This is a genomic window from uncultured Cetobacterium sp. (genome assembly GCF_947072685.1).
Lineage (GTDB): Bacteria > Fusobacteriota > Fusobacteriia > Fusobacteriales > Fusobacteriaceae > Cetobacterium_A.
Genome location: NZ_CAMTIK010000006.1, coordinates 18,574 through 33,930, shown reverse-complemented (window position 1 = coordinate 33,930; position 15,357 = coordinate 18,574). Strand labels below are relative to the sequence as shown.

Here is a 15,357-nt window from a genome sequence, read left to right as displayed (position 1 = left end):
ATTCTTAATCTTCTAAATCATCTATTTTTATTCCATCAAACAGATATATTTCTGGCGATGTTTTCTTATTTTTATCGGTTGAAGCTCCTAATCCAAATATATTACTATCTGGGAATGTTAATAATTTAAATTGAACGGCCATACTCCACTCATAATCTTTTGTTCTATATGAATAGTCTCTTTCATAAGCGATAGCCCATTCGTAGTATCCAAACTCTTTTCCAACTTCAACTCCAAATCCATCAAAAGTACTTCTTCCATTTGTATCTGCTCCAGAGAGTTGGTCATAAAATTTTACATATGCTTTTGTTCTCCATCCATCACTTGGCTTTCCAACCTTAGCATTTAAACTAAATTCATGCTCCTTTTCAGTGTCCTGCCAAACTATAGGATTTGAATAGTCTTTAAAATTTGATTTTTGATTATAAATATATCCCACTCCAATTCTGTTATAAGAATAGAATAATCTCGCTTCAAATTCTTCAAGAGATTTTAAATAATCTCCTGTTTGTTCATATCTTTTTTCATTTCTTTGCATCATTACTGATGAATAAAAACCTCTTTTATAGTCTCCAAAATAGGTCCTATCATCAATTATTCTATTTAAGTTAAAAGTTCTAGCTCTTGAATTTTCTCTGTCCTGTAGAACCTGTCTTATCCTATCAATCTCTATTTGAGATAGTTGATCCGGCGTTTTTTTATATTCTGAAGCTGCATAAGAGACTAACTCTTGATCTGTAAATCTTTTATCTTTATATGAGTACGATAAAAACATAATATCTGAGTTATAATTTGAAAGTGCTGTATTCCAATCTCCTTCATTTTTATAATCCTCATAGCTCGCTCTATATAAATGTTCCACATCTCCACCAACTAAATATGAAGCTGAATAAGTATGATTTTTTGTATTTACCACTTGAGATTCATTCTCTTCCCTTTTATCTTTACCTTCTATATATTCTAAGTTCAACTTATTTTTACCAAAATCATAAGTATATCCATATACATTTTCTTTTATTTTCTCTTCAGCATTTGCTACGTCATCAATTTCCCAAATGCTTGAATCTATTCTTCGATTTTTATAATAAAAGTTATTATTGTTATACCGATAGTTTGCACCATAATTTTCAAATGTCAAATCCTTATGATTTTTATCAAATCTATTTTCATCAGTATATCTCTTATCTGAATCATATTCAAGTCCAAATGTATTTTTTTCATCAATTAAGAACTCTAATTTTTGATTTAATATCTCACCTTTTTTATTGTCATTGCTCGCTCTTTTTATATCTTTATAGTCCACTGTGTAAATAGTTTGAGTATTTCCCAAATCAAATGTTATCCTATCCGAAACCTCGTGTATATTCTCTTTATGTTTCATTCTAATCTCTTTTGTCATCTCTGAATCCGAGTTATAAGAGTAGTCTTGATACATATAAGTCAATCTATTCGAAAGTGATAAGTCGGTTTTTCTCTCTTTATTTTCTGTATTTTCAAATATTACAACATCATGAGTAAACCCAGCTCTTATTCTTGTAGAGTCATCACTTGTAGATACCTCTTTTTTAAACTTTTGATTATATCCATCACTATACTGATCAAATCTAACATTTCCATAAACTTCTAAATTACCCAGGTTTGAGAGTGAAATTTTTTCATCTGATAATCCAATTTCATAGAAATTTGAATTATTTATATAAATTTTATACGAATCTCTATCCCAAGCTGACTTGCTATAAATACCTTCTCTATCCCAAATTTCCTCTTTAGTATTACCACCAGCTAGAGTTAATTTTACACTTTCATATATAAAATCTATATACGCTCTATTTTCTGATGTTTTGTTATAAATAATATTTTTATATCTATTATATTCAACATCTCTTAAATTTTTAGTTTTACCTAAATTTCCTTCTAATAGAGCTGTTTTTCTAAATGGATCATCTTGAAGACTTAATTCGTGCTCAAATTCAGAATAATCATAACCTATTTTATAATCTACATCACCATAAAGTCTATACTCACCCAGTGATGTTTTTAAATCTTTGCTATCATAGATATTATATTCTGCAACTGTCCACGGTGTATAATCAAACTTTATTCCATAATAACCTTCATTGTCGAGTTTGCTAAAATTAGGATCTCTCTCCCAAGAATTTAACTCTCTATATTTATCGCCCTTTTTATCGTCATAAGACATATTAATTTTATATTTTTTATCATTAAAATTAAATCCAAAATTTTCGGCTCTAGACTGTAAATCATCCTTAGTAGACCCTGGATCCATGTCATAAAGATAATTATAATACGCACCCATTGAGTATCTGTCATTCTCTTTTTTTATCGATACATCACTTGTCAATTCATAATCTGTTGATGCTCCATAATCCATATCATCTAGCTGATCTGCTACTATAACTCCATAAACTTTTTTATCTGAAACAAGATTTAAATCTGCTTTTAATGTTATGTCCTTATTCTCACCCAAGTTTATAAGCTCTGTATTTAATTGATAAAAACCTATATTTCCACCCTTATCCGGAACGCCATCTATATATTTCCATCCATTAGACGGGATTGCATCTCCTCTTCCAAAAAAATACTTGTCTATCGCATCATCAAGAGTTGGAATCATGTTATACGTTGCATTTTGATAGTTAGCATTTAAATATCCGTTCTCACCAGAATAGCTGTGATTGTAGTTAAAGTCCCATCTATCAAAATTTCTTTCTACATCGTCTGCACCAGCTTTTTTATCAATCAACCAATCGTTTATATTTAATTGACCCTTTCCATATTTACCAAGGTCATACCAATTTTCCATTCTTCCTATTAAAAGCCCTATTTGATCCCCAAACTTTGGAGCAATACCACCCTTAAATTTACTATCTTTATCTCCCCATAAAACTCCTGATGTTATATACCAACCATAATCTGTATCTGTTCCCCAACTTGGAAACAAAGGTACTTCCGATCCTTGTCTTATATTAAATCTATACCAAGGTAATGAAAATGGTATTACATCTGTACTTCCTATAAATAAATTTGTATTTTTAAATGTTACTTGTTTATCTGGTTCTATTATAATTGTATCTGATTGTAAGTGATACCCAACCTGCATAGGATCTTTCGTTTGAATTATCTTAGGATCTGTTGTAAACCATCCATCCCTTAAATAGGTTTTTCCATTTATATATTCTGTTCTATTTCCACCAAAATATATCCTATCATTTGGCTTTTCTGCACCAGTTACTTGCCCAACTTCTAAATATCCAAAACTTCTTCCAAAGTATCCCGTACTTCCATTCATATCAAACTCTCCATCAGATGAGTCAAATTTTAATTTTCCAGTAGGTTCATCCACTTCTAAAAAAAACTCTCCAGGAACATAGGCTCTATTTTGTTCTCTATTCACTTTAACTTCGAAAGCTTTCAGTTTTAAATCCCCATACCTCATATTGACTCCGTCTGTTGAAGTCATCGTATTTGAGTTTAAATCTATTTCTACTTCGTCTTTTGTATCTTTTTCTTTATCTACTGTTGCTTTCAAACTTGTTGTCGCAACAACCATTAAAGCTAGAATTAAATAGATTTTCCTTTTCATTGCCCCTCCCATTTTAAACATTTATATTAGGTTTAATTATATCATAAAACAAAAAAGGTTGCCAGTAGCAACCTTTTTATTTATCATTTTAATAAGATTTTAATTTCTCTAAAAGCTCTGATTTTTGTCTTAATCCAACTATTTGATCTACTTTTACTCCATCTTTAAATATTATCATTGTTGGAATACTTCTAATCCCATAGTCTCCTGCTAAATCTCCACTTTCATCAACATTAACTTTACATATCTTAGCTTCAGTCTCTTCTGATAACTCCTCTAATACTGGAGCTAACATTTTGCAAGGCCCACACCAGTCAGCCCAGAAATCAACTAAAACAATTCCTTTTTTTTCAATTACTTCACTTTTAAAATTTGAATTATTTAAACTTAAAACCTTTCCCATCGTCTTCCTCCTTAATATGGAAAATATCCTTTAAATGCACATGTACTTTAACATAGACAACTACTTTTGTCAATTTTAATTTAGCCCCTCTATTTATAGAATTGAGTTAACATATAGCTTCTATTCTCTTTCTCTTTTAAGGCTTTTATTATTAAAATTCCCTTTTGTATATCTCCTATTAAAATTCCTGATGTAATGACATCATCTTTAAAATATATTTTCTTGTAATTTAATGACTCTTCATTTTTTTCACAGATAGAGTTCTCTGTTTCCACAGCTCCACCTACTGAAAAAATCTTTGTTCCCATCCCTTCAAATGTAACAGGTTGTATCCTTGGAACATATAAATTCTCGACTCCACTGGAGTTTACTCCTGCAACCTTTCCTTGTTCTAATGCTATCTGCCAAAGTCCTGTGATGTTCCCCCCATATTCTGCTACATCTCCGCAAGCATAAATATTCTCTTTTGAGGTTTCCATCCTCTCATTTACAACTATTCCTCTGTTTACTTCTAATCCCGCTTTTTCAGCAAGCTCCTTATTTGGAATAATTCCAGAACTTATTATAACAAGATCTGTTTCTATCTTTTCTCCAGTATCTAAACAAATTTTTTCAACACTCAATTCACCTTCAAACTTTTCAACCTTCGAATTTTTATATAATTTAACACCACTTTTAGATATACATTTTTCAAATATTTCTGAACCTTCATTATCTAGCTGTCTTGGCAAAACACGTTGCATCATCTCAATTACAGTCACATCTAACCCTAATTTTTTAAGTCCACATGCGGCCTCTAATCCCAAAACTCCTCCACCAATAACAACGGCTTTTTTCTTTCCTACACAATATTTTTTAACCTCATCCAAATCATATTTTTCTCTGATTGTAAATATTCCCGATAAATTTGAATTTCCAATACAAGGAACCATCGCTCTTGCACCGGTTGCTATAATTAACTTATCATACCCTATCTCTTCTCCTGTATTTAATCTTACAACTTTATCTTTTGAATCAATCTCTTCTACAACAGAGTCCAACCGAATATCTATCTTTTGTTCTTCGTACCATGTCTCAGGTTTAACCAAAAACTTTTCTCTTTTTATCTCCTCTCCAATCATTTCCGATAGAAGAGTTCTATAGTAGGGATACTCTCTTTCTTTAGAAATCAACAAGATATGAGCTTTCTCATTTCTTTCTCTTATATTTTGAGCCGCTGATAGAGCTGAAATTCCTCCACCTATTATTACTACTTTTTCAAATTTATCCTTTTTTTCAATCTTTTTTATAACTGGTGACGATATAAAAAATTCTTTTCCCACTCCACAGGCTGGACAAACTTCTGGTGCATCAATCTGTATATAAGATTCTCCACACACAGTACAAGTCCAATTTAAAATCTCTTTATCTGGATTTAAAATCTCTTCTTTTTCTGCCGTATCTTTTTTAGGAATAGTTTTCAATACCATATTCTCTGCAAACCTCCTCCCAAAATCGAAAGCTTTTTGTGAATCTACTCTAGAAGCTCTAAATTTAACTCTAAATCCTTCTATCACATGCATTCTCAATTGGTTTAAACGCGATATTATGTTTGGAACTGCCTCTCCACTCCAACCATAACTTCCAAAAGCTGAAACATATTTCCCACCATGAACTATTGGATTTAACGAAGTTAAAAGATCCCAAATGATAGGTAGAGCATCTCCATTTATAGTAGAGCTTCCAAATATTATTCCATCTGCCCATTGAAACTCTCTTAAAATTTCTCCCTCCAGTTTACCGAAATTTTCAATATCTAAATTATAACTTTTTACAACTATACTTGAATTATAATCTTTTATGCCCTTCTCAATCTCTTCTGCAATCTCTTTTGTATATCCATAAGCTGTTGTATATGGAATTATAATAGTTCTATACTCATTTGGATTTTTTATCGTCGACCAATTTTTATAAGTTTTTATCACTTGGGAGATATCGACATCTAAAACTGGACCATGCCCAGGAAGTATTAAATCTATGTCTAGATTCTTTATTTTTTCGATTCCTTCTAAAACATATTTTTTAAAAGGAGAAAATATACACATGTAATAATATCTTAAAGCCACCATGTAGTCTTTTTTCTTACTCTCTGGAAGCTTAGATAGTAGTATTTCTTCAAAGCTATAGTGAGCTCCAAAAGAATCACAAGTTATTAATGTTTTATCTTCAACAATGTAGGTATACATTGAGTCTGGCCAATGTAAAAATGGTGCTGATATAAACTTCAAAGTTTTGTTCCCCAAAGATAAACTATCACCATTATTTGCAACTATATATGGAAAGTCTTTATTTAAAATGTTTTTAAGAAACTCAATTGTATTTTTAGACCCTACAACTTTTGCATTTGGGGCTAGCTCTAATAATTTACCTACAGATCCCGAATGGTCTGGTTCTGTATGGTTTAATACTATATAATCTATATCCTCAACTTTATCTATACATGTTTTTATTCTTTCTAAAAACTCTGGGAATTTCCACTCTTTTACAGTTTCAAATATCGCAATTTTTTCACTCCCTTTTAGTATATAAGAGTTATAGGTTGTTCCAAACTGCGTTTCCATTATTATATCAAATATTTTTAAATCAGGATTTAGAGCCCCGACCCAATAAAGATTCTCTTTTATTTTAAAAGATTCCATAAAAATACCTCCCGGGTTTTTTTTACTTACTCTCTTTTTCCCTCTCAGCTTGTGATTTTGTCACATAATAAGGCTCCAATGTAAATAGGTTGTCCTCTTTATCTACTGCTAATTCAGCTAATAATGAAGCTCTTGAAATATTTAAAGAGTTTGGTATAAAAATAGCCTTTTCTCCTATCTTATTTTTGATAAGCTCTTTATATATAAAAGCTCCATCTCCAACAAAAACAGTTTCTTCAACTATATTTTCCAAAATTTTCTCAAGTTCCTCTGCCATATATTCTCCTTCAAGGATGAAAGTTTCGTTTTCTCTTCTATATACTCCACAAAAAACTCTTTCCTTCCTAGCATCCAACATAGCCACAACTTTTTTATCTCCCGTATACATATGAGCCAATAAATCTAATTCATTTATCCCCGCTATCGGTTTTTTTAATGCATAAGCTAATCCTTTTGCAAGTCCAACTCCAATTCTTATCCCTGTAAAAGACCCTGGACCAGTGCTCACTGCAACCTTGTCTATCTCTTTTTTTTCTGTTCCCGTTAAATTAAGAAGTGTATCAAGAGTTGTCATTGTTATCGCTGAATGATTTTGTTTCACATTTAGTGTTATCTCTCCAACCACACCATTTTTGCTATCATATAGTGCTAGTGTTCCTATACTTGTTGATGTATCAATTGCTAAAATCAACATACTTTAACATCTCCTCCTCTTTCTCTTTATCTCCAACATAGCTTAAATCGACAGTTCTCAACTCCTCGTCACTCTCTCCTAAGGCATATTCAAATTCGATTCTGATATATTTTTTTGGAAGTTCACTTTCAATTATATTTGCCCACTCAATAAGGGCTACTCCGTCATTATTTATATAATCTTCATATCCTATTTCATATATCTCTTCAGCACTTCCAAGTCTATATACATCAAAATGATATAACGGCAACCTTCCATCTAAATACTCTAATACATAATTAAATGTCGGACTTTTTAAATTTTCATGAATTCCAAACTCTTTGGCAAAATTTTTTGTAAATGTTGTTTTCCCAGTTCCTAAATCTCCTATCAAGGCTAAAACTGTATTTTTAGATACATAGTCTGATAATTTCTTTGCCAATTCATCAATTTGCTTAAAAGTTAATATTTTTTTCATCTTTTCACCTATCCTTGAATCTTATTCACTATGCTAGTTGTTGATTTCCCCTCAACAAATCCTAAAATTCTAACCTCTCCACCATTTTTTTCCACTATTTTTGTCTCAGGCAAATCATACTTTGTATAATCTCCTCCCTTAACGTGAATAGAAGGTTTTAATTCATCCAATAGTTCACAAGGTGTATCCTCTTCAAAAATAACTGTATAATCCACCGCTTTTAATCCACATAGCATTTCAGCTCTATCTATCTCTGTGTTTATAGGTCTTGACTCCCCTTTTAATCTTTTTACAGAAGCATCTGAATTTACTCCAACAATTAAAATATCTCCTTGTCTTTTTGCTTCATTTAAATATGTCAAATGTCCAACATGTAAAATATCAAAACAACCATTAGTAAAGACTACCTTTTTACTTTGATTTTTTAACTCATCTATTAATTCTATGGCCATAGCTCTTTTCAATATCATAATTTTACATCTCCCATTTATTTATTTTTTTATGTTTTATTATACCATAATTTTTAAACTTATACATACCTGCTAGTTTTTTTTCTTCTCACATGTTAAACTATTTTATGAGGTGATTTTTTTGAGAATTTTAGGTATAGATCCTGGAACTGCTATTGTTGGTTATTCAATTTTAGATTTTAAAAATAATAAATACACTCTTATTAAATATGGATGTATCTATACTGCTAAAGAGCTTCCTATGGAGGAGCGATTGTTGCAAATATTCAACGAACTAGAGACTATTATAGAGGAATATTCCCCACAGCATATGGCGGTTGAAGAACTTTTCTTTTTTAAAAATAATAAAACGGTAATCAGCGTCGGACAGGCTAGAGGAGTTATTATTTTAGCTGGGAAAAAAAATGGACTACTTATCGAAAATTATACCCCTCTTCAAGTTAAAATGGGTATAACTGGTTATGGTAAAGCTGATAAAAAGCAAGTTCAGCTCATGGTACAAAAATTACTAAAACTTGTTGAAATACCAAAACCTGATGACGCTGCTGATGCTATTGCTGTTGCCATAACTCATATAAATAGTCTCACAAATAGTCTGTATTCTCCTAAACATGTAACAACATTAAAGACTGAAAAAGAAATTAAAACTAATCGAATGACCGCTAAAGAGTTTCGTGAACTCCTTATAAACAAATAAAGAAGCTAGTTTTGATATTCTCCCTTCATAATAGACAGATAAGATAGTATAAATCTGTTTATTATTAAGGGAGCGGATCATTTTACAACTAGCTTCTTTGTTTTATTATCTGCTCTTATATTTTTTTAATCCTAATTCAATTATCTCTATAGCTTTCTCCAGTCTATCTAGTTCAAGTGCATAAGAGATTCTAACCTTATTCATTCCTAGTTCTTCATTTTGATAGAATCCTTTTGCAGGAGCTAACATCACTGTTTCACCCTCATATGAAAACTCTCCCAATAACCATTTTGAAAAATCTGCTGCATCATTTACAGGTAACTCCACAATACAATAAAAAGCTCCTTCTGGCTTATTTAAAATAACACCATCTATTTTCTTTAATCCCTCGAATAAAAAATCTCTTCTTTCCATATATTTTTTATTTACAGCATCATAATAACTACTCCCTAAACACCTGTACAGTGCTTCTGCTCCTATCATATCCAATGTTGAGATAGCAAGTCTTGATTGACATAGTTTTAATATATAACCCATGAACTCTTTATTTTTATTTAATATTGTCCCCACTCTAGCCCCGCAAGTTGAAAATCTTTTCGAGATTGAATCTATTATTATTATTCTTTCTAAGTTGTCTTCAAATGTTCCGCAACTTACAGTATCTTTACCATCATAAATAAATTCTCTATATACCTCATCACTTATCATGAATAGATTTTTCTCTTTTGAAATCTCATTTAACATTGTTAACTCTTCTCTTGAATAAACTGCACCTGTAGGATTTCCTGGATTTGAAAACATAATTGCTTTTGTTTTTTCTGTAATTAAGTTTTCAATAATATCTTTTGAAGGTAATTTAAAATTTTTTTCAAAAGATGTAGGTATCCCTACAACTTTTATTCCTAACATTGCAAAAAAACTATTATAATTTGCATAATAAGGCTCTGGTATTAGGACTTCCTCACCTTCATTGAATAAAGTCATCAAAGTGAAAAGCAGTGCTTCACTTCCACCAGCTGTTATAAGTATTTCGTCATTTTTATAGTTTATATCCATATTTTTATAGTATTTTTTTATTGCCTCAATCAATTCCTTTTGCCCAGATGAATCAGAATACGCTATGGTTTTCTCTTCAAAATTCTCTATCGCTTGAAAAAATTCCTTTGGAGTTTCTAAATCCGGTTGTCCTATATTTAGATGAATTATCCCTACACCTGCTTCTTTAGCCTTTTTTGAATATGGCATTAACTCCCTAACTGGAGAAGTTTTTAAGTTTTGTATATTTTTAGAAAACATTTGTCCCTCCTATGCGAACTTTTTTTCAGTTATTATATCATCATATATGTTTTTCGTGAAGTTTTTTTTCATTGAACTGAGCATAAAACTTTGTTATAATTCTATAAATAGATAATATTTTTAAAGGAGAGGTTAAAATGGATAAAAAAATGAAATCATTCTTTCTAACATTAGGCATTTTATATGTGTTAATAGGAGCTTTAGGGATTAGTAACATGGGATTTTTTGTTAAAAACATCGAATATATTCTTAGTTTAGTTTTATTCTTAAATGGAATATACCACATCATATATTCTATGACTAAAAGAAAAGACCCTTATTTTCATTGGGGGTTAGTTCTTGCTGAAGGCCTTATTGAACTTATTTCTGTTGCAATTATTTTACTCAATACATTTACAACACAGTTATTTTTTACTAGCTATATAGGAGTATTACTTTGCTTAAAAGGGTTAATCTTAGTTTTGGGTAGAGACAATAAATTTACATCTTGGGAGAATACCAAGGCAAAAGTAAAAATTTTAGTCATTATAAAAGGACTTCTTCACTTCCTTTTTGGTTCATTGATCATAATTTTACCCCTTTTGACTGATGGGGCTGTATACGTTGTCTTTGGTTGGTATATCCTCTTCTTAGGTATCCATTTTATTTCTGAAGAGTTTGTTACAAAGCAGTAAAAAAGATGGTATTGTTTCAAATATAAAAATTTGAAACAATACCATCTTTTATTTATTTTTTAAAAAAATATAGCTGATTTTTTTCATAACTATTTAATCCTAAAAACCATAACAATGCTGAATAGACTGATGTATAAAGAAAAACCTTAATTAAAAAACTCAAATAATCGGCCTCTATAATATATCTATTCAATCCCACACCAACAATCATTGCCATCATAATTGGAATAGACATCTTTAATATATTTTTCCAAAATATTATCATATTCAAATCCATGACTTTATGATAATAAATATTCATAACTATTATTTGCCCCAATATAAACGAAATTCCCGTCGCTATTGCGCACCCTATAGCTCCTACTTTCTGAACTAAAAAAATACTTAAAACTAAATTTAATATAGCTATTATAAAATAAATTACAGATCTAAACTGATGCATATTTTTAGCTTGCATAATACTTACACCCGTACTTTGAATTAAAGGAACCGTTAAAGGTATCATTATCCAAAGAGCTATTTTATAGGCTTCACTATACCCTCTTCCAACCCATAAGTTTATAAATTCTTTCCCAAAAAGTATAAATCCTGATGAGATTAAACCCAAAAGAATATATTGTAATCTTCCTATTTTTAAAAACATATCTGAAACTTCTTGATTTTTTTCCTCTGCTATCAATCTATTTATTCTGGGAAAAAGAACTCCCGAAACCGCAGATGCAAATCCCATATACAACGTATTGAATATGCCTCCTACAGAATAAATTGCAATAGCTTGAATACCAACATATTTCCCTATGATTACTCTATCTGTTCCCCAGTATATTTGATCTATTAAGATATTAATAAATATAAAAAATGAGTATACAAATATATCTTTTAAAATATATAATCTAAATCCTGAAAACTTGATTCCCATTCCAAGCCTTAGTGCATAGAACACATCAAATATTGATGAGATTATAGCAAATATAACCGTTGATATGGTCACAGCTATAAGTCCATATCCATTTATCATCAAAGTTGCTCCAATTATAGGATTTAAAACTAAAGTTATGAGTTTTATTCCCCTTTGATATATAAATTTTTCTTTAGAACTAATATTTGTTGAAAAGACTCCCAAAGGAAAGGATATCACAACATTTAAAGCCATTATTAAAAAAACAATCTTTGTTTTTGCTAATTCCTCTAAAGTAAATCTACTCCCAAAAAATTCTCCTAAATTAAAATAAATATACGCTGTAAGAAGAGATGCAACACCCATTAGAACAATAAAAATTATTAAAAACATTCCATTTAGTGATTTTTCTTCCTCTATCTTCCCCTCTGCTCTGTAACGAACTGTATATCTTAACATAGCATTCCCAAGTCCTAAATTAAGCATTGACATATACCCCATTATAGACTGAATCAAAGAGTTAATCCCATAGTCTCCAGGTCCTAGGTATTTCATATACAAAGGTGTATAAATTATCTGTATTAAAGAACTCACTATTATCGTAAACATTGAAAGAGCTGTCCCTATTTTTAACTCGTTTCTATCCATACTTCTCCTTAAATTATTGTAAAAATTCATCTAATTTAATAAAATGTCGCTCTCCATCCTGACTAGCTCTTGCTAAAACATTTAAAGGTAAAGGTGTATTTTCAATAAATTTTTCATACGTTAAATCTCTCATATTTTGAAGTGTTACAAAATTCCCTTTAAATTCAAGCTCATCTAATATATTTGTCATTTTTTTACTATAAGCTACTGGAAAAACTGTTTTTTTAAATACAAATCCTAAAATCATGGCATGAAATCTCGTAGCTACAATACTATTAGCATTTGCTATAATTTCAATAGCTTCTTTCAAATCCCCTCTATAAAAATAAATTGATATATTTTTATGGTACTTGTTGGGTATCATATTAAAAAGTTTCTCAATTGCTTCTTCATCACCTTCACCTTTACAAAATGACATAAATTTAATTTTTCTTCCATTTTTTACTATCTCTAAAACCAATGCTTTTAATCTATTAAAATACTCAGATTCAAATTTAATAAGTTCATCTCTTTTAGATGGAAGTATTATCGAAAAAAGCACATAGTCTCCCTCTACACTGTTTCCTTTCAAGTTAAAAACTATATCTTTTCCAAACCTTACATTTTCTAAATCTTTGAATATATCATATGAGTATCTTTCTCTAAAACAAACATCTTGACACTTTTCAAAAAAATTATAATACTTCTCTTTAAACTCTTCATCTTTGTAAGGTCCAAAATTTGATCCTAAAACAAAATAGTTTTTCCCATTTTTTAAATTTCTTTCTCTTATTTTAAAATCTTCCTCTGAAAATTTATTCTCTATGAATATAGAGCCACCAATATTTACTACAGCATCAATATTTTTTGAAAATATATCTTCTAAAATATTTGGAATCCCACATTTTCTTCCCAAATTAGATAAAACTCTTTTCAAAAGACTGTTGTTGTACATAATTTTCAAATTATTACTGTCTATACCTTTCAAATTTTCATATTCTGAAGTTGTAAAAATATAAAAATTTGTATTCTCATATCTTTCACATAACATTTTTATGAATAAATCATCCCCTAGATTAAGCTGAGCATAAGCTTTAATTAAAACTTTCTTCAAAATTTCCCCCTCTCCTATTGTTTAAGTAATTTTTTTTTATATTTTTTTAAAACTATCATTTTTAATCTAAACACCCTATATAAATAATATCCTTTTATCTCTATACTTTCTAATTTTTTAAAGTTTTTTATATTATTTTTTATATCTTTATAAATTCTTTCCCATCCATCTACTTTATTTTCTTTTATTTTTTGAAGCACATCAAAAGGATATATTATACCATGATATAAAAAGCACTCCTGTATTTTTTTAAAGTTTTTTTCATAACATCCATTCATTTTATAAAAATCTATTAATTTTTCTAAAACAATATATATATCTGTTCTATTTTTATAGTTGTTTGAAACCGAATATTGGTTCATATAGTAGTTGTAATAAGGAGTATCTACTGCTGATATTTTTTTTGCAAAAAAAAATGCTTTAAAATTAAAAAACATATCTTCACCTGTATAAATATTTAAAAGAAAATCCAAGGAATTTTTTATCAGCATCTCTTTTGAATATATCTTATTGCACGGTGATGAAAACCATTCCGCTTTACAATCCAAATAGTCATCTTTTGATAATCCCGTAGGTACTTCAACTTCCGCTATTTTTTCCCCATTTTCATTTATTTTTTTCAATCCACAAATTACTATATCCGAATTCTCATTTTTGGCCTTTCTATATAGCTCTTCATACATTTTACTTTCTATCCAATCATCGGAATCTAAAAATGCAACATATTCACCTGTTGAAAGAGATAATCCTATATTTCTTGCAGCACTACAACCACTATTTTTAATTAATTTATATTTTATATTCTTATTTTTTTTCTCTAACTCTTTACATATTTCAGATGTCTTATCTGTTGAACCATCATCAATTATTATTATTTCAATATCTTTTAAAGTTTGATTCAATACCGATTCTACACATCTTTTTATGTATCTCTCCACATTGAAAGCTGGAATAATTATACTTATCATAATATCCCCCATTTTTAAATTCTTGATAAAATAATTTATCAAAGTTTGATTAATTATTATATAATACCATATTTTAAAACAATATAACCGAAATATAAAAAAGCGATAAAACTACCGCTTTTTTAAACTTTACTATTTTGTTCCAAAAATTCTATCTCCACAATCTCCAAGTCCTGGATAAATATATCCGTTAGAGTCTAGACCTTGATCAATTTTTGCTGTATATATAGCTACATCTGGGTGTGTTTGTAAAACTTTAGCTATTCCCTCTGGTGCAGCTACCAAGCACATAAACACTATATTTTTAACCCCTGCATTTTTTAGATAATCAATTGCATAGATTGCTGATCCTCCAGTTGCTAACATTGGGTCTATTAATATAACTTGCTTATTTTGTACATCTACCGGAAGTTTACAGTAGTAATATACTGGTTGAAGAGTTTCTTCATCTCTATAAACTCCTATATGACCTATTTTGGCAGTTGGGATAAGAGATACTATACCGTCTACCATTCCTAATCCAGCTCTTAGAATAGGTACAACAGCTATATTTGTCCCCAATGTGTATCCTACTGTTTTCATCAATGGTGTTTCTACTTCAATCTCCTCTAAAACAAGATTTTTAGTAACTTCATAAGTCATTAACTTTGAAATCTCATTTAAATTCTCTCTAAAGCTCTTTGTATCCGTATTTTTATTTCTTAATATTGTTAACTTATGTTGTATTAACGGATGATTTATTTCTATTACAGCCATTTTTGCCTCCCTCTGTATTAT

General features: G+C 29.8%; 13 protein-coding genes. 2 read left to right on the top strand and 11 right to left on the bottom strand.

Translation table 11 applies throughout. The annotated features are described in order from the left end of the window. Positions 1 to 4: 4 nt before the first annotated feature. The 6 genes from Q0V67_RS03255 to rfaE2 form a co-directional block, all read right to left on the bottom strand. Positions 5 to 3,604 carry a hypothetical protein gene (locus Q0V67_RS03255; RefSeq protein WP_297597008.1) on the bottom strand — a complete coding sequence of 1,200 codons (3,600 nt, stop codon included), beginning with the start codon at positions 3,602 to 3,604 and terminating at the stop codon, positions 5 to 7. A gap of 88 nt (positions 3,605 to 3,692) precedes the next feature. After that, positions 3,693 to 4,007: a thioredoxin gene (trxA, locus tag Q0V67_RS03250; protein ID WP_297597007.1), complete on the bottom strand. Its 315-nt coding sequence runs from the start codon at positions 4,005 to 4,007 to the stop codon at positions 3,693 to 3,695. A gap of 89 nt (positions 4,008 to 4,096) precedes the next feature. Continuing rightward, entirely contained in the window at positions 4,097 to 6,685 is a 2,589-nt protein-coding gene (locus tag Q0V67_RS03245) for an FAD-dependent oxidoreductase (RefSeq protein ID WP_297597005.1), read from the bottom strand. A gap of 22 nt (positions 6,686 to 6,707) precedes the next feature. Continuing rightward, positions 6,708 to 7,379 carry a tRNA (adenosine(37)-N6)-threonylcarbamoyltransferase complex dimerization subunit type 1 TsaB gene (gene tsaB, locus Q0V67_RS03240; protein WP_297597003.1) on the bottom strand — a complete coding sequence of 224 codons (672 nt, stop codon included), beginning with the start codon at positions 7,377 to 7,379 and terminating at the stop codon, positions 6,708 to 6,710. Continuing rightward, positions 7,360 to 7,836, bottom strand: a complete 477-nt coding sequence (tsaE, locus tag Q0V67_RS03235; protein ID WP_297597001.1) for a tRNA (adenosine(37)-N6)-threonylcarbamoyltransferase complex ATPase subunit type 1 TsaE — start codon at positions 7,834 to 7,836, stop codon at positions 7,360 to 7,362. Before tsaE ends, tsaB begins: the two co-directional genes overlap by 20 nt. Positions 7,837 to 7,844: 8 nt before the next feature. Beyond that, on the bottom strand, positions 7,845 to 8,306 hold the full coding sequence (gene rfaE2 / locus Q0V67_RS03230; protein ID WP_297596999.1) for a D-glycero-beta-D-manno-heptose 1-phosphate adenylyltransferase: 462 nt from the start codon (positions 8,304 to 8,306) through the stop codon (positions 7,845 to 7,847). 121 nt (positions 8,307 to 8,427) lie between these two features. On the opposite strand from rfaE2, the gene ruvC reads away from it, so the two are divergent. After that, positions 8,428 to 9,003, top strand: coding sequence for a crossover junction endodeoxyribonuclease RuvC (gene ruvC, locus Q0V67_RS03225; protein ID WP_297596997.1), 576 nt, complete (start codon positions 8,428 to 8,430; stop codon positions 9,001 to 9,003). 105 nt (positions 9,004 to 9,108) lie between these two features. Here ruvC and Q0V67_RS03220 read toward each other — a convergent pair whose 3' ends face one another. Next, positions 9,109 to 10,299, bottom strand: coding sequence for a pyridoxal phosphate-dependent aminotransferase (locus Q0V67_RS03220; RefSeq protein WP_297596995.1), 1,191 nt, complete (start codon positions 10,297 to 10,299; stop codon positions 9,109 to 9,111). A 137-nt stretch (positions 10,300 to 10,436) separates the two neighbouring features. On the opposite strand from Q0V67_RS03220, the gene Q0V67_RS03215 reads away from it, so the two are divergent. Beyond that, on the top strand, positions 10,437 to 10,973 hold the full coding sequence (locus Q0V67_RS03215) for a DUF308 domain-containing protein (RefSeq protein ID WP_297596993.1): 537 nt from the start codon (positions 10,437 to 10,439) through the stop codon (positions 10,971 to 10,973). 52 nt (positions 10,974 to 11,025) lie between these two features. Here Q0V67_RS03215 and Q0V67_RS03210 read toward each other — a convergent pair whose 3' ends face one another. The 4 genes from Q0V67_RS03210 to upp all read right to left on the bottom strand — a co-directional run bounded on the left by Q0V67_RS03210 (position 11,026) and on the right by upp (position 15,336). Further along, positions 11,026 to 12,519, bottom strand: coding sequence for an oligosaccharide flippase family protein (locus tag Q0V67_RS03210; protein ID WP_297596991.1), 1,494 nt, complete (start codon positions 12,517 to 12,519; stop codon positions 11,026 to 11,028). A 13-nt stretch (positions 12,520 to 12,532) separates the two neighbouring features. Continuing rightward, positions 12,533 to 13,612 (bottom strand): polysaccharide pyruvyl transferase family protein, encoded by a 1,080-nt coding sequence (locus tag Q0V67_RS03205; protein ID WP_297596989.1) that lies wholly within the window; start codon positions 13,610 to 13,612, stop codon positions 12,533 to 12,535. Between the two features lie 14 nt (positions 13,613 to 13,626). Then, entirely contained in the window at positions 13,627 to 14,580 is a 954-nt protein-coding gene (locus tag Q0V67_RS03200; protein ID WP_297596986.1) for a glycosyltransferase family 2 protein, read from the bottom strand. Between the two features lie 132 nt (positions 14,581 to 14,712). Beyond that, on the bottom strand, positions 14,713 to 15,336 hold the full coding sequence (gene upp, locus Q0V67_RS03195) for a uracil phosphoribosyltransferase (protein ID WP_297596985.1): 624 nt from the start codon (positions 15,334 to 15,336) through the stop codon (positions 14,713 to 14,715). Positions 15,337 to 15,357: the final 21 nt, after the last annotated feature.